19 protein-coding genes and 2 pseudogenes are annotated in these 20,549 nt (G+C 58.3%); 9 read left to right on the top strand and 12 right to left on the bottom strand.

All coding sequences use genetic code 11. The features are described 5' to 3' along the window. Nucleotides 1–17: 17 nt before the first annotated feature. Nucleotides 18–1,100 carry an ABC transporter ATP-binding protein gene (locus JOF46_RS19835; RefSeq protein WP_209912085.1) on the top strand — a complete coding sequence of 361 codons (1,083 nt, stop codon included), beginning with the start codon at nucleotides 18–20 and terminating at the stop codon, nucleotides 1,098–1,100. Between the two features lie 665 nt (nucleotides 1,101–1,765). Here the strand turns inward: JOF46_RS19835 and JOF46_RS19830 are convergent. The 8 genes from JOF46_RS19830 to JOF46_RS19795 form a co-directional block, all read right to left on the bottom strand. Continuing rightward, nucleotides 1,766–2,656: a type II secretion system F family protein gene (locus JOF46_RS19830; RefSeq protein ID WP_209910494.1), complete on the bottom strand. Its 891-nt coding sequence runs from the start codon at nucleotides 2,654–2,656 to the stop codon at nucleotides 1,766–1,768. Nucleotides 2,657–2,668: 12 nt separating this feature from the next. Beyond that, the gene (locus JOF46_RS19825) at nucleotides 2,669–3,619 is read right to left on the bottom strand and encodes a type II secretion system F family protein (protein ID WP_209910491.1); all 951 of its coding nucleotides are present in this window, start codon (nucleotides 3,617–3,619) and stop codon (nucleotides 2,669–2,671) included. Further along, nucleotides 3,616–4,971, bottom strand: a complete 1,356-nt coding sequence (locus JOF46_RS19820) for a TadA family conjugal transfer-associated ATPase (RefSeq protein ID WP_245348732.1) — start codon at nucleotides 4,969–4,971, stop codon at nucleotides 3,616–3,618. Before JOF46_RS19820 ends, JOF46_RS19825 begins: the two co-directional genes overlap by 4 nt. A 191-nt stretch (nucleotides 4,972–5,162) precedes the next feature. Continuing rightward, nucleotides 5,163–6,359: a CpaE/TadZ family protein gene (locus JOF46_RS19815; RefSeq protein WP_209910488.1), complete on the bottom strand. Its 1,197-nt coding sequence runs from the start codon at nucleotides 6,357–6,359 to the stop codon at nucleotides 5,163–5,165. After that, on the bottom strand, nucleotides 6,356–7,099 hold the full coding sequence (gene cpaB, locus JOF46_RS19810) for a Flp pilus assembly protein CpaB (protein ID WP_209910486.1): 744 nt from the start codon (nucleotides 7,097–7,099) through the stop codon (nucleotides 6,356–6,358). The genes JOF46_RS19815 and cpaB overlap by 4 nt, the downstream gene beginning before the upstream one ends. A gap of 66 nt (nucleotides 7,100–7,165) precedes the next feature. Then, on the bottom strand, nucleotides 7,166–8,230 hold the full coding sequence (locus JOF46_RS19805) for a pilus assembly protein TadG-related protein (RefSeq protein WP_209910482.1): 1,065 nt from the start codon (nucleotides 8,228–8,230) through the stop codon (nucleotides 7,166–7,168). Nucleotides 8,231–8,232: 2 nt separating this feature from the next. Then, nucleotides 8,233–8,607: a TadE/TadG family type IV pilus assembly protein gene (locus tag JOF46_RS19800; protein ID WP_209910480.1), complete on the bottom strand. Its 375-nt coding sequence runs from the start codon at nucleotides 8,605–8,607 to the stop codon at nucleotides 8,233–8,235. A gap of 120 nt (nucleotides 8,608–8,727) precedes the next feature. Beyond that, on the bottom strand, nucleotides 8,728–8,949 hold the full coding sequence (locus JOF46_RS19795) for a Flp family type IVb pilin (protein WP_209910477.1): 222 nt from the start codon (nucleotides 8,947–8,949) through the stop codon (nucleotides 8,728–8,730). Nucleotides 8,950–9,481: 532 nt separating this feature from the next. Between JOF46_RS19795 and JOF46_RS19790 the strand changes: the two genes are divergently transcribed. After that, nucleotides 9,482–9,838, top strand: coding sequence for a VOC family protein (locus JOF46_RS19790; RefSeq protein WP_209910475.1), 357 nt, complete (start codon nucleotides 9,482–9,484; stop codon nucleotides 9,836–9,838). Nucleotides 9,839–10,257: 419 nt separating this feature from the next. After that, entirely contained in the window at nucleotides 10,258–11,250 is a 993-nt protein-coding gene (tnpC, locus tag JOF46_RS19785; protein ID WP_342592518.1) for an IS66 family transposase, read from the top strand. Between the two features lie 17 nt (nucleotides 11,251–11,267). Here the strand turns inward: tnpC and JOF46_RS19780 are convergent, their stop codons facing one another. Then, nucleotides 11,268–11,957 (bottom strand): DUF4352 domain-containing protein, encoded by a 690-nt coding sequence (locus JOF46_RS19780; protein WP_209910469.1) that lies wholly within the window; start codon nucleotides 11,955–11,957, stop codon nucleotides 11,268–11,270. Between the two features lie 167 nt (nucleotides 11,958–12,124). Continuing rightward, nucleotides 12,125–12,883, bottom strand: a pseudogene (locus JOF46_RS19775) (IS256 family transposase); the annotation flags it as partial. Nucleotides 12,884–13,105: 222 nt separating this feature from the next. Here JOF46_RS19775 and JOF46_RS19770 point away from each other — a divergent pair. From JOF46_RS19770 to JOF46_RS19760, 3 genes are all read left to right on the top strand, one after another. Further along, nucleotides 13,106–13,753 (top strand): hypothetical protein, encoded by a 648-nt coding sequence (locus tag JOF46_RS19770; RefSeq protein ID WP_209910466.1) that lies wholly within the window; start codon nucleotides 13,106–13,108, stop codon nucleotides 13,751–13,753. An 86-nt stretch (nucleotides 13,754–13,839) separates the two neighbouring features. Continuing rightward, complete coding sequence (locus JOF46_RS19765) at nucleotides 13,840–15,438, top strand: DDE-type integrase/transposase/recombinase (RefSeq protein ID WP_209910463.1); 1,599 nt, start codon at nucleotides 13,840–13,842, stop codon at nucleotides 15,436–15,438. Nucleotides 15,439–15,578: 140 nt separating this feature from the next. Then, nucleotides 15,579–16,250 carry an ExeA family protein gene (locus JOF46_RS19760; RefSeq protein WP_209910460.1) on the top strand — a complete coding sequence of 224 codons (672 nt, stop codon included), beginning with the start codon at nucleotides 15,579–15,581 and terminating at the stop codon, nucleotides 16,248–16,250. Between the two features lie 21 nt (nucleotides 16,251–16,271). Here the strand turns inward: JOF46_RS19760 and JOF46_RS19750 are convergent. Beyond that, nucleotides 16,272–16,910 (bottom strand): annotated as a pseudogene (locus tag JOF46_RS19750) (transposase). A gap of 452 nt (nucleotides 16,911–17,362) precedes the next feature. On the opposite strand from JOF46_RS19750, the gene JOF46_RS19745 reads away from it, so the two are divergent. Beyond that, nucleotides 17,363–18,595, top strand: a complete 1,233-nt coding sequence (locus JOF46_RS19745; RefSeq protein ID WP_281070115.1) for an NYN domain-containing protein — start codon at nucleotides 17,363–17,365, stop codon at nucleotides 18,593–18,595. A 60-nt stretch (nucleotides 18,596–18,655) separates the two neighbouring features. On the opposite strand, the gene JOF46_RS19740 is transcribed toward JOF46_RS19745, so the two are convergent. Continuing rightward, nucleotides 18,656–19,156: a hypothetical protein gene (locus tag JOF46_RS19740; RefSeq protein WP_209910454.1), complete on the bottom strand. Its 501-nt coding sequence runs from the start codon at nucleotides 19,154–19,156 to the stop codon at nucleotides 18,656–18,658. Between the two features lie 34 nt (nucleotides 19,157–19,190). Between JOF46_RS19740 and JOF46_RS19735 the strand changes: the two genes are divergently transcribed. Next, the gene (locus JOF46_RS19735; RefSeq protein WP_209910451.1) at nucleotides 19,191–19,481 is read left to right on the top strand and encodes a hypothetical protein; all 291 of its coding nucleotides are present in this window, start codon (nucleotides 19,191–19,193) and stop codon (nucleotides 19,479–19,481) included. Nucleotides 19,482–19,486: 5 nt separating this feature from the next. After that, nucleotides 19,487–20,503 carry a TolB-like translocation protein gene (locus JOF46_RS19730; RefSeq protein ID WP_209910449.1) on the top strand — a complete coding sequence of 339 codons (1,017 nt, stop codon included), beginning with the start codon at nucleotides 19,487–19,489 and terminating at the stop codon, nucleotides 20,501–20,503. Nucleotides 20,504–20,549 lie beyond the last annotated feature (46 nt).

Below are 20,549 nucleotides of genomic sequence, written 5' to 3'. Positions count from 1 at the left end.
ACAAGTTCTACGGGCTCATGCCAGCCGTCAAGTTCCTGCGCACCAGCAACCTGGTCAAGAGCTTTGGCAACAAGGAAGTCCTCAAGGGGGTCGACCTCGCCCTGAACGAGGGCGGAACCACCGCCATCGTCGGACCCTCTGGATCCGGCAAGACCACTCTGCTGCGACTGATCGCAGGCTTCGAGAACCCGGATTCCGGAACCATCGAACTGAACAACCGCCCGGTGGCCGGGGACGCGTGGGTGCCTGCCCACAAGCGGGAGATCGGGTACGTAGCCCAGGACGGGGCTCTCTTCCCGCACCTGAGCGTGGCCCAGAACATTGCCTTTGGGCTGGATCGCTCCTGGAACGTTGCCGGTCGCAGGGCGAATACCCGGCGCGTGGCCGAGTTGTTGGAGATGGTCTCCCTGGAGGCTTCCATGGGGGAGCGGCGCCCGCACGAGATCTCCGGCGGCCAACAGCAGCGTGTGGCCCTGGCCCGCGCCCTGGCCCGCAAGCCCAAGCTGATGCTGCTGGATGAACCGTTCTCGGCCCTGGATGCCGGGCTGCGCGTGGCCACGCGCAAGGCCGTGGCAGATGTCCTGCATGCGGCGGAAATCACCACGATCCTGGTCACCCACGACCAGGGCGAGGCACTGTCGTTCGCCGACCAGGTGGCGGTCATGCGCGGGGGAAGGCTGGCCCAGACCGGCACGCCGTTCTCCGTCTACACCCGCCCGGCGGACCTCGACACGGCCGAGTTCCTGGGCGATGCGGTCATGCTTGACGCGCTGCTTCAAGGTTCGTTGGCCACATGTTCGCTGGGTGGCATTCCCGTGCGGCATGCAACGGTTCAGGGCCAGGTGCGGCTGATGCTGCGCCCGGAGCAGATCCGGATCACAGCGGACGGACCGATTAGGGGGACCGTGGTGGACACGGTGTTCTTCGGGCCGGAGACCACGGTGCGAATCAAGCTCTCCCCGGTGCCAGGCCTGGTTGGCGGCGGGGAGGTCATCACCATCCGCCACTGGAACGCGTCGATGGCGCGCCCCGGCATGGAATTGAACCTTCGAGTCATCGGTGAGGGAGTTGCTTTCCCAGCTGAGAAGGCCGTGAATTAGGGAAGGTACCGAACATTGCTTGACGCTGGACGAGTGACAAGCCAGCGGACCAACACCGAGTGCAGATTTCGAGCGGGGTTTCTCAGCCTACTTTTCAAGGCTCATAATGAGCCTGTTGAAGTCGATTGCCCGAATTTCCTGTTTCACCGAATCTAGGATCGATGAATCGACGCCGTTCACGCCACGTGATAAGTAATCGCGGCGCGTCATACCGATGCCTTGAATAACAAGTCACCGGAGACATCGATCGCTTTTCGGGGGCCTGTGTTAGTGTGGCGCTGATCGGCGGGGAGATTCTGTGTCAGTCCCCGGCTGACGAGACTGAGCACTAGATGCCGGTAGAGAACCTGGCAGGAAAATTGTCCTAGCCTTTCACGAGAGCGGAAAGATGACCACTAGTAATACGATGCTCTTTATCTGGAATTCCGATTACGCCTGAAACTGCCGACGAGAAATCACGTGATCAAATAGGCAGGGAAATCGTGATATAAAGTCAAAGCGCCACGTCAACCACATTGCTGGGACGTCAATGAAACCCAGCTCAGGGGTTGTCGAATGTTCACAAACCCACGAGCTAGGATCTCATCGGAGGCACCCCTCGAGCATTCTAATGCGGTCGTTTCCGGAACCATGAAACTTCATTGGATAATTGTTAGTAAATTTGCTTATTTACCGAAAAAACCGCTTTCAATAATGTTGATAACAGCGGGTCCTAGAATGACAATGAACAACACTGGGAAGATAAATGATAGCAGTGGGAAGAGGATCTTGACGGGTAGTTTCATAGCCTTCTCTTCGGCCCGCTGACGCCGCTTAATTCGCATTTGTGAGGCTTGTACTTTCAATACTCTCACGACGCCAATTCCGTATCTATCTGCTTGGATCACTGCCCGAACGAAGGACTTCAAATCTGCAACTGAGGATCGATGGGCCAAAGCGGCGTATGCATCTGCTCGTGACCGTCCGAGCTGCATCTCCTGAAGCGCCCTACTCATTTCTTGGGCCATTGGACCAGGATTGGTTGCCGCAACACGGGCCATAGCCGACTCGAACCCAAGCCCTGCTTCAACGGAAATGAGCAATTGGTCCAAGACGTTTGGCAGTTCGAGCTGGATGGTTTCCTGGCGTTTGATTCCCTGATTGTAGACCAACAGGTCAGGCAGGAAAAAGCCAAGGACAAGCAGAGCGACTGCCATGACAAATAGCTGCGGCACTGGGTTGGCTAAAAACAACAGTATCCCGATTCCCCCCAGTGCCAAGGCTGTGATCGGTTTGGCAACAATCACGCGATCCAACGGCCATGAAGCTGGGCGGCCTGCCATGGCAAGCAGACGATCCAGCTTGGCCGCATACGAGCCGGAGGTCAGATGGCGCGCCAGCGCCGTAAAGTCGGATTTACGCTCGATTTCCTCGCCGGGTCCCTGCAATGTTCTACTTAGGTTTTTCTTGATGAGAACAAGTTGGTTTCGGTCCACCGAGACAAAGCCCCAAACTAGAAAGGCCATTGGAAACACCAAAAGTGCAATTGCTGCCCAACCAATAACTTCGAGTCCCATATTGTCCCCCACTTAGAACTTGATTTGAATAGTGCGGCTCATCCAAAAGGACCCGATGATCAGCATGACCACTCCTACGACAAGCATCACGATTCCAACGGGATGAATGAAGAGTGTACCGATGTACGTAGGATTGATCAGCCCAAGCATCAACGACACCCCGATCGGCAAAGCAATCAAGATGTAGGCCGAAAGCTTGCCTTCTGCTGCAAGGGCCCTAACCTGTCCCTTGATTTGGGCACGTTCGCCGATGGTTTCGCCGACTTGGTCGAGTACTTGAGCGAGATCCCCACCAACTTCTCGGTTGATCAAGATAGCTTCTGCAATCCAAGAAAAGTCTTCGGATTCCATGCGTTGAGCGATATCCATCATGGTTGATTCAGGGTCCCGTCCAACACGGGCCTCATTAACTATTCGGCTGAGCTCCTCTGACATAGGTGGCTCAAACTCCGCAATCGCGGAATCCAGCGCACGCATTACAGAGTGCCCTGCTCGGAGGCTACCCGAAAGAGTCATGAGGAGGTCTGGTAATTGGATATCGAAGGCACTGCGTCTCTTCGAAGTTCGTATGTTCAACACGGCCCAGCCGATAACAGGAACCAACAGTGCAAGAAAAATTGCACCTACGGGTCCCATTCCGACGAAGCCAAGCAAGCTTGCAACGACAGAGCCGGATATCAAGAGCACTAGGAACTCTGCCGGTGCCATTTTCAATCCGGCTTCCTCCAACGCGGCACGATTAAAGAGACGTCCACCCTGGTAACCGACACCACGTTCAACAGCGCCCACAGCTGCACCACTAAAACGGGTCAGCATTGAGTATCGTTGATCCACGTTGCCTTGGCGGCGGCGCTTCAACGAGATACCGGCGCTGGCCGGCCGAAAGACTAGGAATACAACCAAGAGGACGGCACCTAAAGCCGAAACCATTCCGCCGACGGCTAACCATATCTGCATTGTCATCGCCTCCCCATAGCGTTGGCATTACCACCGGTGAACGTCGTTCCAAAGATACCTGCCGGGACCGAGATTCCAACGTTGTGGAAATGTTCTATGAATCGAGGACGGACACCAGTTGGAATTGGTTTACCGAGGAATCTTCCGTGGGCATCCACACCGGCACTGTAGTCGAAGACAAACGCGTCCTGCAGTGTGACGACATCCCCCTCCATCCCTTGGACTTCGGTTACATGGGTGACTCTTCGGGTACCATCCCTCATACGAGTCAGGTGCACAATCAGGTCGACTGCGGAAGCAACCTGCTCACGTATGGCACGTAACGGAAGGTCGAAGCCAGCCATGAGCACCAAGGTTTCCAACCGAGCTATCGCATCCCTAGGGGTATTCGCGTGGACGGTAGACACCGAACCGTCGTGGCCGGTGTTCATCGCCTGGAGCATATCTAATGCTTCCCCACCGCGAACCTCACCAACGACAATCCGGTCTGGTCGCATTCGAAGTGAATTTCGGACCAGGTCACGAATATTAACGGCGCCCTTCCCCTCAATGTTCGGCGGCCTGCTTTCGAGGCGAACCACGTGTTCCTGCTGTAGCTGAAGTTCAACGGCGTCCTCGATGGTAACGATACGCTCGTTATTGGGGATGAAGCCCGAGAGTACATTCAACAAAGTGGTCTTCCCAGTTCCCGTTCCACCAGAAACAATGATGTTCAACCGTGCCTTCACGCAGGCGTCAAGGAGGTGAGCCATGTCCGTGCTTAACGTCCCTAAATCGATGAGATTTCGAACGGTCAATGGATCACGGCCAAATTTTCGAATGGTTAGGCTGGGACCGTTGACTGCAAGGGGAGGAATTATGGCATTGACACGGCTACCATCCTCCAAACGCGCATCAACAAGTGGCGAAGACTCGTCAATACGCCGGCCTACGCGCGAAACTATTCGCTCAATGATTCGGCGCAATTGTTGTTCGGAACTGAACCTGGCGTCCACCAGCTCCAACTGGCCGTTCCGCTCGATGTAGATCTGTTGGAAATGGTTCACCATGATTTCGGTGATTTCCGGGTCATCTAGCAGCCTCTGCAAGGGTCCCATACCCAAGACCTCGTCGCCGATGTCCCGAATAAGCCGCCGGCGTTCCTCAGGAGACAGCGGAACGTTCTCTGCATCAATGACCTGACTAAGCTCTTCGCGCGCCATCTTCCTAAGAGATTCTTCGGTCATGGACGGATCAGTGATACGCGAACCAAGCCGCCTGAACAGCTCTTCACCTGCACGTGACTTGAGCGCGGCTAAGCCGTCAACGTGGTTGCGTGGTTGGGTAGGCGTGGTTGCGGTACCGCTCATTCGAGCCATCATACTGTTTGGCTTAACTGTCTCGGGATGCGTTGGGTCAGCGACCGGCTCCGCAAAGGGAGTATCATCGGATGTTGCCTCTTGCACTACTGTATTTTGGTCGATAGAAACCTCGTCCACAGCCAAAGGAACAGGAACTTCTGAGGGTGGATTGATTTCATTGCGTATGGCATTAAGCCGATCCGAGAGGTTCACTGGAGCACCTCCCGCCGATGCACGCTTTTGCGCTGGGAATCCTTTGAACTCGGATCGAAACGAAGCGCAAAACGATGGAGGTTTCTCCAGGCTGGGCCCCTCGTCTTCTCGGCGAGAAGCGGAATCCCCTTGTTGGTGCTCAACGAGACTGATCGCGAGACTGGAATGACGGCATCAACCGGCAAACCGATTGATAGCTCTATGTCCTGAACGGTCAGCCCGTTTCGTTTGTCGGCGAAGTTCAATACGACATGGCGACCTTCGGGGATCAACTGGAGTTCACGTAGAACTGCAAGACCGTTGTTTAGACCGCGGATACTTGGTACGTCCATGCCGCATACCCAAACTGCATCAGTTGTCAGCTCCAGCGCAGCCAATAGGTGTTCACCAAGCCCGGGCGCAGTATCCAGGACAACGTATTGGAATTCGGCCGCAAGCTGGCTCACCAAGATGGCAACCTGCTCAGCTGTAATGAGATCGGCATCCGCAGGGTTCTTGGGCCCGCAAAGCGCATAGACGCCGCTTTCACCGACGCTGAGATAGGCTTTAAGAACCATCGAATCCTGGGCTGCGGCTCCAAACACTGCATCTGTAATCGTATGTTCAGGATCAAGATTGAGTGCGCTAGAAACATCCCCGAACTGTAGATCGAGATCTAGGATGACCACGCCCATAGGCGCGATCTTTGACAAACCAACGGCTAGATTGGTCGCAATCGTGGTTTTTCCTACCCCGCCCTTTGGCGACATGACAGCGATGACTCGTCCGCGTTGGCGTTCATGGATGCCGTCACCGGTTTGGCGACGTCGGCTTTCCGTGATCAGGCAGTTACGTTCCAGAAGGACACGCAATTGTTCCGGTTCGGCGCCCGGATCGGCAATGTCGCGGATACCGGCGCGCATGGCCGTCATGACCAATTCTGAGTCTCCCGACGCGGTCAAAACCACCGAAATATCGGGATGGAGCAGGTCCATTGCCGTAGCCAAGTCCAATGCCGCAGCTGTATTTACGTCGGGCCCGAGCAACAAGACATCGGTTATCTCACCGAGACTACGGGTGAGCAGTTCTTCCGGTGTGAGTTGCACTGCTGCAGCTGGTATCCTCTGCAGGTTGCCTGGCAACGCGCCACGAATAGCCAGTTCAACAACCTTTTCGAAGTCAGGCAGATCGGTGAGCAAGAGAAAGCGACTCATTTGAGCACCTCTTTAATAGTGACCGCACTAGTGTTCCCGGCCGGTGTATCTTCATTTTGTTTGGTCAGCCAGATACTTGCAAACTCTTGACTGTAGACAATCTTTGCAGCTTGGTTCGAATCAACTCCGAAGGTCACATACGCGGACCCTGAAGGCAACGCCGCGACATCCTTGCTCTGCGGGTCCTGAGTCTGTGGAGCAACCTGGATTGCTGTGACTAGGACCTTGTCGTAGAGCAGCTTAGTGACCTTGCTCGATTCTGTCGTCTCACCTTCGGCTTTGGCATCGGAGAAACTACCAAAAATTCCAACAGTATCTCCTGCCCGAAGCATCGAACCGACCACACGTGCAGGATCCAGAAGTACGGTCACCTCTTGAAGGCCCTTGGGAACAGCGACAGTTCCAGGAATCAGAAGCGAATCTGCGGGAACAAGTTTTGCCGCGAGCAGGTGTTCACCAACAACCATGTCTTGAGCGACGACCTTTCCGTCTTGGTCGTTGAGCGAGTTTAACGCGCTGTCCGAAACTGCTGCAGCTGGCAGGCTCGTTACCGTCAAGGATTGACCCAAGTCTTTTACCAGCGTTCCTGCAGGTACGTCTTTGGTGACAACCAAGACTTGAACAGGTTCCAGTGCGGCCTGTGCGCGTGCATCAGCGGCGTTAACATATGTGTAAAGGAGTACGGCACCAACTACAGCCAACACTAGTGCGGCAATGCCCCCCAGCAGCCGTGTTTTCATGAATTGCCCCCAGTCATGATTCGTTATTTGCGGCGGGAAGAAGCCGTCGCTTAATTTCTTATTACCCTAGTTGCTGAGTCTGACAACTCCAGCACCGTAGTGATCCGTGCCGCCTCCTCCCGATGCGTCTTCATCGTCGAAGACGTATCTGATGAATCGACCAACGAATCCCAGATCCGAGTTCTTGTAATCGCCGTCCTTAATGACTTTCGCTACCGCAGGGGGCTGGTAATCCAGCACCGCTTCAGGCTTTTTGTCATTCTTGAAATGCCAACCGTGAATCTCGATTGCCGCGTAGGAGTAGATCTTGAACTCACCGCCGGCACCGGTGCCTCTGACATCATCGAAGACCGGTAGGAATGCAATGACTGTTTCGCCCGCCTCAAGCATGTCCTTCCATTTGCTTAGGGTCAGCATGCATCCGTCCTTGAAATCGTTGCCAACATCGGTAAATTCCCACTCGCCGATGATCGTATCAACCGAGCAACTATCCAAGGGTTCCTGTGTGAGCCAACCGAAGCCGCCAGGAATTTCATGCCCAGATGAGGTGCTGTGGCAAGCGTCGGGATTCTTCTTACTGTCCTTGTCATCGACACCGTGACTCATGAGAAACTGCAAGTTTCCGTCGAAAGTTGGCGATGAATCGATTTCGCACTGTGAGAAGGCTAACGGGAATTTGGTTCCAAGGAATTTTGGAGGTCCCCAGATGGCGGTTGCGCTGGCCCTAACTTCCGAACTTGCAAAAGTTGGATCAAGGATCTTCGCGAACCAGGTGGAGATCGAATTGGCCGGAGCCCCCTCCTCTGAAGCAGCAGTAGTGACCGTTACTTCGTTACTTAGGATTGAAACGGACTCAACGGTGGATGCAACGTCATTGGCGTTTCTGTTCGCGAGCAATTGCGCAACTGTGGATTCCGGAACGCACAATGGGTCGGCGAAGTCTTTTGCACAAATCGCGGCAATGGACAGCGCGCTGGTATCAGCACCGTTTTGGAGTTGGGCTTTTTCCCAATAGAGTTTGCCAACATCAATCGATATCGCAGCGAATCCCAGCAATACTACCAACATGATGGCCACGAGAACGCTGGAAATACCATCTTCTTTGGAAGACATTTTTTGCTCAAACTTCATGTTTAGCCGCCGCATCTCATGGCTCCCTTGCCCTCGAGCTTCGTGATGCTCAGGAAATCAAACCAGCCCGTAATTGAAGAGTATGAACGAGATACGGTGACTCTAACAATGTTGTCTGAATCACAGCCCGCACCCGCGTCCGCATTGACTGGCCCCAGCGAGGGCGCTGCGTTCTGCGCGGCTGTTGTCAGATTGAAACCTAGTTCGCCGTGGTGGATAGCGTAGGCCCGGGCTCCTTCCCTGGCTGCCTGTGTCAACGATATCTGCTGATTAAACAGAAATCCGAATTCGATTATCCCTAGCAATAGAGTAAGTAATAGTGGCAGGACAATGGCGAATTCGACCGCCGAAGCTCCTCTTTGATCCGTTTTTGACATTCTCCTACCCTCCCCAGGTGGGTACTGAAGTCATTTCAGTTGGTGTGCGTGTGTGGGGGGGTGGGGCACAGCGACGTGCCCCACCCACCCTAGGCCTCCATAGGAAGCGACCTGCGGACCTTACGGTACGCAGACTGTCCCGGGTGCCGCCACACATGCTTCGACGCCTTCGAACATTCCGTCAAGCGTGCTGCCCAAGAGGAATACGACTGCGATGACTGCCACGGCGATGCCGGCAACCATGATGCCATATTCAACGGCGGTGGCTCCCTTTTCCTCGCGGCGAAGCTTGTCACCGACGGTCTGAAGGGCAAGGAAGATGTTTGCGAGCAAGGTGTTCATGTTGTTTCTCCAGTTTCTACGTCAAGAAGGTGCGAAATTTATCGCCCCCCAGCGAATCATTCTTGATGAGAAATTATGGAGGAATGAAGTGGTCCCCAAGTTTCTAGACCCCATCCGATGCCCGTCGCCGTAACGACCCCCCAAACGGTTCCCCAACCGTTGGCATCTAGTTTGGAGTCTAGGAGAGATCCTGGAATCTGTAAAGACCCCGACGGAATTGTTTTTTGTTGCCTGCAGTTTCGTCAAATCATACGGCGAGTGGTATTCAACTGTGAAGTGATTCACTTAATGGTGGGTTTGTGGTGCTGGTCCGAAAGAGTCTCGTTGTTGGCTGAAGGCCAAGATGTTCGGGCTGGCAACATCCGCCGCCGAGATTGATTTGTTGTTGCCGCCTTGCGAATTCCGAGACTTGATAATTAGTCCCGATTCAAGGGCGTCCCTCACGTCTTTCTCTGGCTGATACCTATTCGCCGGCGCATAATGGTGGGGCAAGAGAACCTACACACACCAGAATCCGGAAGGACATGCGGTCATGGTTGGCTCGTGGCAAGCATTGGTTATTGACTGTGAGAACCCCGATACACTGGCCATCTTCTATGAGGAACTGTTGGGTATGGTTCGCGTAGAGAATGATGTTGACTGGGTTGGTATCGGAGATGCTCCAAACAGGCCGGCCATTGCATTTCAAAGGGTGGATCCCTATGTGGCACCGGAATGGCCGGGGCATGTGCATCCGCAACAGGCCCACATCGATGTCAGGGTCAAGGATCTTGACATCGCTGAAATAGAGGTGCTTTCGATGGGCGCGACTTCGATGGGAGTAGGGTCCAAAAGTTACCGCGTGTACCTTGACCCGCAGAAGCATCCGTTTTGCTTGGTGTGTTGGTAGCCAGATTAATTGTTTTCGCGCAGTTTCTTGCTTCAACAAAGCCATCTACTGGCACATCGACGTCGCGCATTTGGCCGATACTGCTCCACGTCTTGAGTGCGCCGAGGGCCTCGTCATTACCTGACTGGACCTGTTGAGCCACCGTCGATTGGGTGATGCCCAGATTTCAGCCAATGCCATGGTGGGGTAGAGCTGAGCATCGTGTGCTTGGAATATCTGATTTTCACACGCGAAGAGAAGTGCGTGGGGATCTACGCCGGGGACCACTACTGGAGCGGGGCCTGGAAGCTTTCCATTCCGAGCATTCGGGAAGGCTTGGAGCAGAGCCGGAACATCCATTGTCGATCTAGCTGCAACAGGCTGTGACTTTCGCTGGAACATACGATCAGTCAGTCAAGTTCCTCGACATCCTGGCGCCCATGCTGAATCCTGGCTGCTGCCATGCTGCCATGCTGTCGGTGGCACGCACTGTCGAGCTGCTCGCCGACGCCTTCGGCGCACCAGTCTCCACCGGGTGGCTCGCCTCCCTGCAAACGCGGGCGGAGAAACTGCTCGAACCGTTTCTCGAGACCCTCCGGCACCAGGTGCGGCACGCACCGGTGGTGCACTTCGACGAGACCGGCGGCCGCGTGGAGGGGGCCCTGCGCTGGGTGCACGGCGCCTGCACGCCCGGGTTGACGCTGCTATACCTGGCACCCGGGCGCAGCAATGATTCCATTGAGGCAGGTGGGATCCTGGGGCACGAATTCAACGGCGTCGCGGTCAACGACGGGTTGCCGGCCTGCCGGAAATTCCCGGTCAGGCACGGATTATGCAATGCCCAAATCGTCCGAGAGCTGGCCGGGATCGCCGAGGCCACCGGGCAGCAATGGCCCACCGGGTTGTCGGAGTTGCTGGTTCACATGCTGGTGGCCGTCAACCAGGCCAAGGCCGCCGGCGCGTCCGGCCTGAACAAGAGGATGCTGCGCGGCTACCGGCGCCGCTACGACCGACTCATCAGCGAGGGCATCAGCCTCAACCCCTTGCCGCCGCCGACCGGCAAACGCGGGCGACCCACCCAGGGCGCGGTCCGCTCCCTGCTCAGGCGTCTGGATGACTACCGGGAGGAGGTCCTGCGCTTCGCGACCGACTTCAGGGGCCCGTGGGACAACAACCAGGCCGAGCGAGACATCCGCATGGTCAAGATGCAGCAGAAGTTCTCCGGTTCCTGGCGCTCGTGGGACGGAGCCAGCAACTTCCTGGCCACCCGCTCCTACATGGCAGCCGCACGCAAACAGGGCAAGAACGTCCTCGAGGCCCTCGAGACTCTCGGGGACCTGTTGGCGGGGAGCCCTGGCTCCCCGCCACCTCCTGAACAGTTCCCATATCGACCCCAAAAGGCGCAGTCCCGGGATGCCGGAGACTGCGCCTGATCGGAAGTGCCAAGCGGTTATTTGTTGATCCAGGCAGCCCGGTCAGAGAAGAACTTGAAGACCGGCTCGTAAAGGACTATGTACTGGCCTTTTTCGTTTTTTGCTTCGAAGCAAACATCGCCCTTGGTGCTTCCCCCGGGTGCGATCTCACCTCCGCCGATCGTGTCATCACTGCCCCCGAACGTGATGTTCTTGATCGTGCCGCCAGGAGACTGCAGCTTCCAATCCATCGAGTTGAAATCGATGGTCTCGTCCGAACCGTTTTTCACACTCACGGCGGTACACAACGTCGCGCCTAGTATGGATTTCCCCTGTTCCAAGGCGGCAGAGGTAACGGTGATATCTCCCATCTTGAGCGCTGCACCGGCATTACCGATGACATCGGATTCCTCGGCACCCGGGAACGCGGGAGCCTTCTTCTCTGCCTTCTTTGAAGGGGCAGCATCCTCCGTCTTCTTTGAAGGAGTCGCAGCCTCCGCCTGCTGGACGGTGGATCCCACGGAAGAACCGTTTGCGTCGGTTTCTTTGTCGCCGCCCCCGTTAGCGAGATTAGCGATGCCGATGACGGCCACCAACGCTAACGGCAGGATGACCCGCTTCTTCTTGAACCAGGGGCGCATGGCCTTCTTGTACGCCTTGTCCGCTTTTGCCTGTGCCTTGGCACCGCGTATTGGATCCCCTGCTGGGAAACCGTTGTGTTCTGTCATGCTTTATACCCCCAGATAAAAATGCGTTGATGATTTGGCCATTGTCCCCTAGTAGGGCAACTACCCCGTGCATTGTTACTGGGTGGTGGAGCGGCATGTCGAGTAGGAATGGCTGCGTCCCCTGGAGTGGTGGAGTTTCCTCAACACCATGCGGGCCAGTAATTTGATTATGCAGCCGTGAGCTCGGGAAGCAAAATCTTTTCCCCAATCAAGTCGCTGACCTGCTGGTCCACGGCCATCAGCTCGGCCATGGAGCCCTCCGAAAGGTAGCGCCGATCCCCGGCCTCCCACTCGTCATGCTGCTCCACCAGGACCGCGCCGGCCAGCCGCAGCAGGGCCTCGGGATTCGGGAAAACACCCACGACATTGGTCCGCCACTTGATCTTCTTGTTGACCCGCTCCATGGGATTCGTGGACCAGATCTTGCGCCAATGACGCGGAGGGAAGCCGGCGAAGGCCAGCACGTCCTCGCGGGCATCCCGGAGCATCGCCACGACCTTGGGATGCGAGGAGCCGAGCATCTTGATGACCTCCGAGTACTGTTCATTGACCTCCTGCGCGGTGGGCAGGGTGAAGGCGGTGCGGATGATGGAGGCGACCATTTCCTCCGGAGCCCTTGGGCACGTTGGCGAGCACGTTGCGCATGAAATGCACCCGGCAGCGCTGCCACGCGGCGCCCTGGAACGCGGTGGCAATGGCCTTTTTCAGGCCCGTGTGGGCATCGGTGATCACCAGCTTCACCCCGCCGAGCCCGCGGGCTTTGAGGGAGCGCAGGAACGCGGTCCAGAAGGCCTCGAACTCGTAAGTCCCCGACGTCGAATCCCAGCACCTCCCGCCGCCCGTCGGCGGCCACCCCGAAGGCGACCACGATCGCCTGGGAAACCACGCGGCGGTTCACCCGCGCCTTGGACGTAGGTGGCGTCCAGGTGTTACGCGTCGCAGTGGATGACCGTGGGTAGTCACGGTGCCTGACGACGAGGCTTCCCGCACCGGAATTCCCTGCACGGCTCTTGACGTTCTTCATTGGCGGCGTCAGGCTGACGACAGACCCTTGATCCCGGATTTTTGATCCGGATCTTAAAGACGAACGACCCGGTGCCAGTTTCTAAGGCCGCACCAGGTCGCTCTAACGCGAAACGAGTCGCGCTGTGCTCACCGTAAGCCACGATCCCACCGCTGTCGAATCCAGCCTCCTGGGCCGTGAACTTATCTGCCCCCTATGCCCCGGAGTCCTGAAACCGTGGGGCTTCGGGACCCAACGAACCATCCGGTGCGGAACCCCGGTAAAAAACCAACGCTTCACCCCGCGCCGGGGACGTTGCAACGAGTGCGCCACCACCCACATCCTGTTGCCCGCGCTGTTTGCTGCCCGCCGGGCCGATGAGGCGGCCGTGATCGCCCATGCCGTGGAACTGAACATTGCTGCGGGGCTCGGGTTCCAGAAGATCGCCGCGAACCTGGATCGCCCGGCCACCACCGTCAGGGACTGGTTACGCGTCGTGAAAGCCAAGGCCACGGACATGTTGTCGGCATTCGCCGCCCGCGTGCATCGGGCCACCGCCGAGGCCCTGGGATTCTGGCCGGCCCCGGCGGATACGGTCGGCGCCAATGCGTTGGGGATGCTGATGGCCCACGCCCGGGTCCTGGCCCACGTGCACCAACTCCGGGCGCCGGGCGCCGTTCTCAACGTGACGTGGCACCACGGCGCACTCATGGCCCATGGCCCGTGGCTCTTCAGCACCGTGGGATGGCCCGATCGGGTGCAACACCAACCCGCCCTGCCGCCGGAAGTCTAACTGGGCGAAGGTGGGCAATACGTGTCGTTTCCGGGTTCCCGGCGGCGGCACGGGTCCATGTTTCACCCCGCCGGAAGGATTTTTCGATGAGTAGTGCCTCAGCCCACCTGCCCCACGAGCCCGACCCTGCCCCGCCAACACCACCGGTCGCGCTGGTTCCGACTTTCGAGGACCATTCCCTGCCGGAGGCAGGCCCGAGGGTTTCCCCGGTGCCGACCAACCCCGCCCCACGAGCCGGCACCCCGTTGATGCGCAAGGAACACCGAGAGAAGATCGCCCTCTTCAGATACCAACTCATCCGCGGTGCGGCAGATCCGTCGCTGAGCACCCGCCAACGCGGGCCCATGGTCCGCGCCCTGGCGGACTTGGATCATCCGTGGCCTTTCGGCGGCACCCGCCGCTACTCCCGCGAAACCCTGGACCGCTGGGTCAAGGCCTGGCAACTACGCGGCTTCGACGGGCTGAAACCCGATGAACGAGCCAGCACCCCGGTCACCGATTCGACGGTGCTGGCGCTGGCCGAATCCCTCAAACGCGAGAAACCGAACCGCACCGCCGCCCAAGTCAAACGAATCATCACCGAAACCATGGGCCAGGCACCCTCGGAGACGACGTTGCTGCGCCACTTTCGGTCCAGGAACATTTCCACCGGTGTTCGGCCGGTGGCCACCGGCCGCTTTGAAGCGGAGCATTCCAACGAAATCTGGGTGGGAGATGCCCTGCACGGGCCGAAGATCAATGGGCGGAAAACGTATTTGTTCGCGTTCCTGGATGATCATTCCCGGATGATCACCGCCGCGCGTTGGGCCTATGCCGAGGATGCCATCAGGCTGAGCGCGGTCCTGCGCCCGGCCTTCGAGACCTACGGCATACCCAAAAATTGCTACCTCGACAACGGGGCCGCAATGATCGACAAGTCTTTGGAGCGGACCTGCGCGAAACTCGGCATCCGCCTGATTCACTCCGCCCCGTACCGGCCCCAGGGAAGGGGAAAAATTGAGCGCATCTTCAACACGGTCACCAGTCAGTTCCTGGGGGAAATCACCGTCACCGACACGCCCATGCTTCCGGGCACCGACCCGGCCACTGGCTCCCAAATCAGTTCCTTGGAGGAACTGAACACGCTGTTCACCGCGTGGGTGAACATGGTCTATCACCACCAGCAACACACCACCACCGGGCAAACACCCTTGGCCCGCTGGGATGCGTCCTGGGAGCACCGGGAACCGGTCCGCAAGTCCCTGGAGGAGATCCGGGCGGCATTCCTCTGGTCAGATACCCGCACGGTCACCAAGACCGGGACGGTGTCCTTGCATTCAAACACCTACGAGGTCGATCCGCTGCTGGCCGGCACCAAGGTCGAGCTGGTCTATGACCCCTTCGACCTGGACGGGGACATCGCCGTGAACAATCACCAGGGCCTACCCGCCGGCACCGCCAAGGCGTTGGATATCGGGCGTCACGTGCACGCCAAGGTCTTGAACGCCGTGAAAGATCAGGACCCGGCCACGTTGATCACCACCGGCATCAACTACCTGGATTTGGTCTCCACCAGGCACCTCGAATCGCTCACGGGCGCACCCATCAGCTTCGCCGACACCCCCACCCCAGACACCCAGAACCCGACTCCGGGCAGCACCCCGGAAATCCCCGAAACGACACCGGAAACAGAGGACCAGCCATGAGTTCGATTTCCACCCTGCAAACCCACTTTGGGTTCACCCGCCTGCCTTTTGGTCGGGACATCCCGCCGGCGTCGCTGACCCAGCATCCCGGGCACCGCGAAGCGGTGGCCCGTATCCGTTGGTGCATCCAGGAACGCCGCATGGGAGTGATCGCCGGGGAAGTCGGTGCCGGGAAGACGGTGGCGGCCCGCGCGGCCCTGGCCCAGTTGGAACCCTCACGCCACCAGATCATCTATATTCCTGATCCAACGATCGGCATTCGCGGGATCCGTTCGGCGATCGTCACCGCCCTGGGTGCCACGCCCTCGTTCTTCTCCGGGGCGTTGGCCGCCCAGGCAGCGTCCCTGCTCGCCGGAGAACTTGATGAGCGTTCCCGCCTGCCGGTGATCGTCGTTGATGAGGCGCATCTGCTTTCCAATGAGGACCTCGAAGCGCTCAGGATGCTTAGCAACGTGAACCTTGATACGGAGTCGCATTTCGCGTTGTTGCTCATCGGGCAACCCACGCTGCGCAGGCGGTTGAAGCTGGCGGTGCTCGCTGCCCTGGATCAACGTATCGGGACCCGATACACGATCAATCCAATGAATATGGAGGACACTGCCGATTACATCAAGGGGCATCTGGGATTCGCCGGTCGCACCGATCCGTTGTTTTCCGAGGACGCCGTCACCGTCATCCATCAAGCATCACGTGGCTATCCGCGGACCGTGAACAATTTAGCGCTGGCCGCGTTGATGGCGACCCGTGCGGCACAAAACGCGATCGTAGATCAGTCCGCGGCGCAGTCGGCGGTGAGTGAATTCAGCGAATAACCCGTCCGGCACTGCTGAGGATCACGCCGTCGCCATGACCATGAACGCCCCGCCGGGATCATCCTGGCGGGGCGTTTCAATCACCGGATCATCGTCAAACCCGGGGGCGGCTTCATCGTCAAATAACGCGGCGCTCAACACCAGGAACACGTACGGGTAGTCCATCGCCGAGAGGTCCCGGGCGCGGAACGCGGAAACCTCGTGGTCCAGGTCCTCGCAGATCCGCGAGACCTCGGACTTGGAGATGCCGGTGTCGGCGCCCAGGGCCTTGACTTTGGTCTCGACCTTGCGGGTGGAGACCCCGTGCGGGTAGGGCCTCCATCACCACCGCGTAGAGCGCCTAGTCTACCCGCCGGCGCCGCTCGGCAGGGACGGGAAGAACGTGCCGGTGCGCAGCTTGGGGATCTTCAGGTTCAGGTCCCCGGCGGTGGTGCTCAGCGTCCTGGGGCGGGTGCCGTTGCGCTGGGCGGTGCGGTCCCCGGAACGCTGGAACGGCTCGGCGCCGATGAACGCGGTGGCCTCGGCGCCGATGAACGCGGTGGCCTCGGCGTCGATGAGCTGCTGGCAGGGGGTTTCGGTCGCTGTGCGGATCCGGTCCGACACGTCGGTGTCCCGGAGTTGGTGCAGGAGGTCAAGCAGGGCAGACTGGCCTGGTGCCATCGTGTGGTGTGTCCTTTGTGAGTTCTTTGATCGGTACTCACTGACCATCGCACGGTGGCGCTTCGCTTTAAGGTAAAGGTACCCTGACTTGGGAAATTACACTTCTCCACGGGACGTTTCCTTGTCAAAGCACCAGATGTGCTCGCTCCATTAGTTCGTCGTACTGACCTCCGGCTGGGAGTTGGCAGATTCAACGGCTCCGCAGCATTCAGTATGACGCGGCTGAGAAAGCCTGGATCGGCGCTGGAACATTCGCCAGTGACGAGCAGTTTTTGCTATTTCCCCATGCAGGCCTTAAGCGTTCAATCTCGACGGCCCGTCAGATTCAATTCGTCCCGACTGCCCAATTATTGGTAGTTCTCTGCCAAGATGAATGGAACGATCAGTCATTAACACGGGTTCTTGGGGTAAGAAACTCATTACTTGACTACAAGAGGAATTAGGTGCTGGGCATGGGGGATGCCAGACGAACGCGTCGCAATGTCGCTGTTTTTCTTGACATGGAAAACCTTGTTGGAGGAACTCCAACTGGTGCCAGCGGGCTGAAATTGGGTGAGCTCGTCTGGGGCATCGAAAACCTTGTTTGGGAATCCGGAATGGGCTCATGCTCAGCGATGGTTCGAGCCTATGCGCATTGGGGGCGACCTGTGATGGCAGGCTTTCAACGCGAGATACTCGAGCATGGCGTCGAACCGGTACAGATTTTCTCATTCGACAAGAACATCAAAAACGCTGCTGACATCGAATTGTGCGTCGATGTCCTCTCGGTGGCCTATGAATCGCCATGGATAGATGTGTTCGTGATCGCCACCGGGGATGGCGGGTTTGTGCCTCTTGTCCGGCGGCTACATGCCATGAACAAGTATGTGATCGTGGTGTCAACAAATGCCCCGAGATCCGGTGGAGTCAACGCGCTGCTTAGATCGGTCGCCGATGAATACCACCAGATACAGATGTCGCAGGAGTCAATGACGGACCCACGGCAGCCAATGAATGAGGACCCACCAGTAAACACTCCGTCAGCCAAAGAACATTCGAACATTGCCGAAACTGCGAAGCAGAAGCAGTGCGCGTCAAAACCAAATGAAAAGAACGCTCAGCCGGCTTCCACAGTGCAACAGACGAAGATCGATGCCGTATCAGAATTGCGCAGAGCGATTCTGGCAATCATCAAGCAAACCCCTGAACTCGTAGTTGCACATAGGGTCAATGCCGCGGCCTTGGGCAGCAAACTGCGCAGCGAGTATCCGCAGCTCAGCTACAAGGCTTGCGGTTCCAAGACCTTGAGCGATTTCTTGAACACTTACTGTGCGCTGGGAGTCATCAAGCCCGTTGCAGCTCAAACGCCTGGACCGTCAGACGTATTGCCCAGCTCAGCGAGGATTCCAACGCCGACCACGACCGAACCAGCGCTGGTACCCACTCCAAGATTCTTTCTGGAAGCGGTCCGCAAAGAGTTCACGACTGGTACCCTCGGCCACAGAGTCAGGGCAAGGGGTACAGCGGGCATGAAACTCAGCGATGTCGGGACTCAGCTGCGAATCGCCATCACGGGATTTACGTCTCCAAATGCTGGATTCCCATATCTCCATCAGGTACTGGACCAAGCATTGGACGCCACCGAGTATTGCGTCATCCGCTCCGAGGTGGGAAGTACGACAGTCGTGCATTCTTCGCAGTCGTGAAGTAGCTTGGGCTTCGCCATTGCGCACCAGCCATGGCGTACGCAAGCGCCGGGTTGTACGCTAACCACAGGGAACATTGGGCTTGGGGCCGTGGCAAACCGAATGCGGCCAATCGCATTGGTGGGGAATGATGCAGAACAAAAAGTGGCTGGCTTGGGCGCTCGCCGTCATCGTCGTGCTCGTGGGGGCTTCGTTCGCGTTCAATGTTGCGGCGCGTACTCCGGCAGCAACGCAAGCCGGTGTACAACCCAGTCCCAGTGCGTCCAACAGCGCAGCAGGACCCACCGATTCGGCAAGTCCAAGTGTGACGGTTCCCGGCAGCGAAAGTGCCTCCGCGTCGATCGCGGCCACCGAAAAGGACCCCTCGTCCCAGCCGCCAGCATCTTCGACCAAAGCACCCAAATCTTCGAAGGCGCCGAGTACCTCGGCGCCCGGCTCGGCGATCGAATCACCAAGGCTCGAGGTTCCGGCCAGTACCAAGCCCAGCGTGACCACGTTGCCGAAATCCGTGAAAAAGGCCCCGGTGCTTTCCGGAACGGTTCCCAAGGAGGGAACAGCCAAGGGGAAACTTACTTCTGGATTCCCCACCAAGGCCATGCCGATCCCGGAGGGCGCCCACATCGTTGATTCCTCCGTGAATACGCAGGGACGCAACGTCCAGGTCGCTGTCAATTACCGCACCTCGCTGAGCGTCGAGGCCGTCCTGAAGTACTACGAGGCCCAGGCGGCCAAGCGTGGCTGGGTTGCCACCCGGGGGACGGCGGCAGACGGGGCCAAGAGCATATCGCTGGGCTTCGGGGACGACAGCATGGTTGCCACCGTCCGCACTGCACCCACGGGTGCCACGACGGTCGCCGCATTCGGTTCCTACGTGGTCGGGAAGTAATCGACGTGAAATCCAAGCGACAGTACATCCTCGCTGCCTTGGTCGTGGTCGCCGTCCTGATTGCCGGGGGCTTCGCGGTGAACTCGTTCATGGGGTTCCAGGAACGAACCCAGGCCCCCGCCATCGTGGCGCAACAAAACCCGGAGGGCATCGCCCAAATCCCGCTGGAGGGCGCCGTGGTCTTCCGAGACACCAGAGCCACCGATAACTACGGGAAGGTCGCCTGGGCGCCCCTGGACAGCCCCAACGGGTCACGTACCGACACGGGGCTGTCCTGCGACCGGGTGTACCGCACCGGCGGAATGCTCTCCTGCCTCAGCGCCTTGCGCGACATGAACACCAGCTACGATTCGACCGTCTACAGCATCGGCGGGCATCTGCTGGCCGAGAGGGCCCTGCCCGGGGAACCGAGCCGCACGCGGGTTTCTCCGACCGGCATGGTCGGGGTCACCGCCTTCATCACCGGCGAATCCTATGACTTCGTCGGCTTCTCCACCGAGACGGTCATTGCCGTTCCCGGCGGCACCAACTACGGAAACCTGCAGGACTTCGACATCCTCATTGGCGGGACAAAGCTCACCGCCGAGGACCGAAACGTCTGGGGCGTGACCTTCGCCAAGGATGCCCAGACCTTCTATGCCACAGCGGCCTCGGGCAAGCAGACCTGGCTGGTGCAGGGCTCGCTGCGGGACAAGACCTTGACCGCAATCGGCGAAAACGCCGAATGCCCGTCGATCTCCCCGGATGGCAAGCTCATTGCCTACAAGAAGCGCCGGGCGGATTCCGACCCGGCGCAATGGGATATCGCGGTGCTGGACATCGAGAAGAAGACCGAGACGCTCTACCCGCTCGAAGCGGGCTTTGACGACCAGCTCGAATGGCTGGACAACAACACGCTGCTCTTTGGCCAGCCGCGGGAAGAGACGCCCGGGGATGCCGACATCTTTTCCCTGGATCTGGTTCCCGGTGCCTCACCGAAGATGTTCATTGAACATGCGTGGTCGCCCTCCATCCAGCGCTGAGGAACTGGAAGAAGGGCGACCACTGATCGGATGCCCCCGTAAGGGC

This window comes from Paeniglutamicibacter psychrophenolicus, from assembly GCF_017876575.1.
Lineage (GTDB): Bacteria > Actinomycetota > Actinomycetes > Actinomycetales > Micrococcaceae > Paeniglutamicibacter > Paeniglutamicibacter psychrophenolicus.
This window is presented reverse-complemented; position numbering and strand designations above follow the sequence as displayed.

Bases quoted from the DNA above. Each gene is read 5' to 3' on its own strand.
- JOF46_RS19835 (WP_209912085.1), top strand. From the start codon at position 18: ATGCCAGCCGTCAAGTTCCTGCGCACCAGCAACCTGGTCAAGAGCTTT.
- JOF46_RS19830 (WP_209910494.1), bottom strand. From the start codon at position 2,656: ATGGGACTCGAAGTTATTGGTTGGGCAGCAATTGCACTTTTGGTGTTT.
- JOF46_RS19825 (WP_209910491.1), bottom strand. From the start codon at position 3,619: ATGACAATGCAGATATGGTTAGCCGTCGGCGGAATGGTTTCGGCTTTA.
- JOF46_RS19820 (WP_245348732.1), bottom strand. From the start codon at position 4,971: ATGGCTCGAATGAGCGGTACCGCAACCACGCCTACCCAACCACGCAAC.
- JOF46_RS19815 (WP_209910488.1), bottom strand. From the start codon at position 6,359: ATGAGTCGCTTTCTCTTGCTCACCGATCTGCCTGACTTCGAAAAGGTT.
- cpaB (WP_209910486.1), bottom strand. From the start codon at position 7,099: ATGAAAACACGGCTGCTGGGGGGCATTGCCGCACTAGTGTTGGCTGTA.
- JOF46_RS19805 (WP_209910482.1), bottom strand. From the start codon at position 8,230: ATGAAGTTTGAGCAAAAAATGTCTTCCAAAGAAGATGGTATTTCCAGC.
- JOF46_RS19800 (WP_209910480.1), bottom strand. From the start codon at position 8,607: ATGTCAAAAACGGATCAAAGAGGAGCTTCGGCGGTCGAATTCGCCATT.
- JOF46_RS19795 (WP_209910477.1), bottom strand. From the start codon at position 8,949: ATGAACACCTTGCTCGCAAACATCTTCCTTGCCCTTCAGACCGTCGGT.
- JOF46_RS19790 (WP_209910475.1), top strand. From the start codon at position 9,482: ATGGTTGGCTCGTGGCAAGCATTGGTTATTGACTGTGAGAACCCCGAT.
- tnpC (WP_342592518.1), top strand. From the start codon at position 10,258: ATGCTGAATCCTGGCTGCTGCCATGCTGCCATGCTGTCGGTGGCACGC.
- JOF46_RS19780 (WP_209910469.1), bottom strand. From the start codon at position 11,957: ATGACAGAACACAACGGTTTCCCAGCAGGGGATCCAATACGCGGTGCC.
- JOF46_RS19765 (WP_209910463.1), top strand. From the start codon at position 13,840: ATGAGTAGTGCCTCAGCCCACCTGCCCCACGAGCCCGACCCTGCCCCG.
- JOF46_RS19760 (WP_209910460.1), top strand. From the start codon at position 15,579: ATGGGAGTGATCGCCGGGGAAGTCGGTGCCGGGAAGACGGTGGCGGCC.
- JOF46_RS19745 (WP_281070115.1), top strand. From the start codon at position 17,363: ATGGGGGATGCCAGACGAACGCGTCGCAATGTCGCTGTTTTTCTTGAC.
- JOF46_RS19735 (WP_209910451.1), top strand. From the start codon at position 19,191: ATGCCGATCCCGGAGGGCGCCCACATCGTTGATTCCTCCGTGAATACG.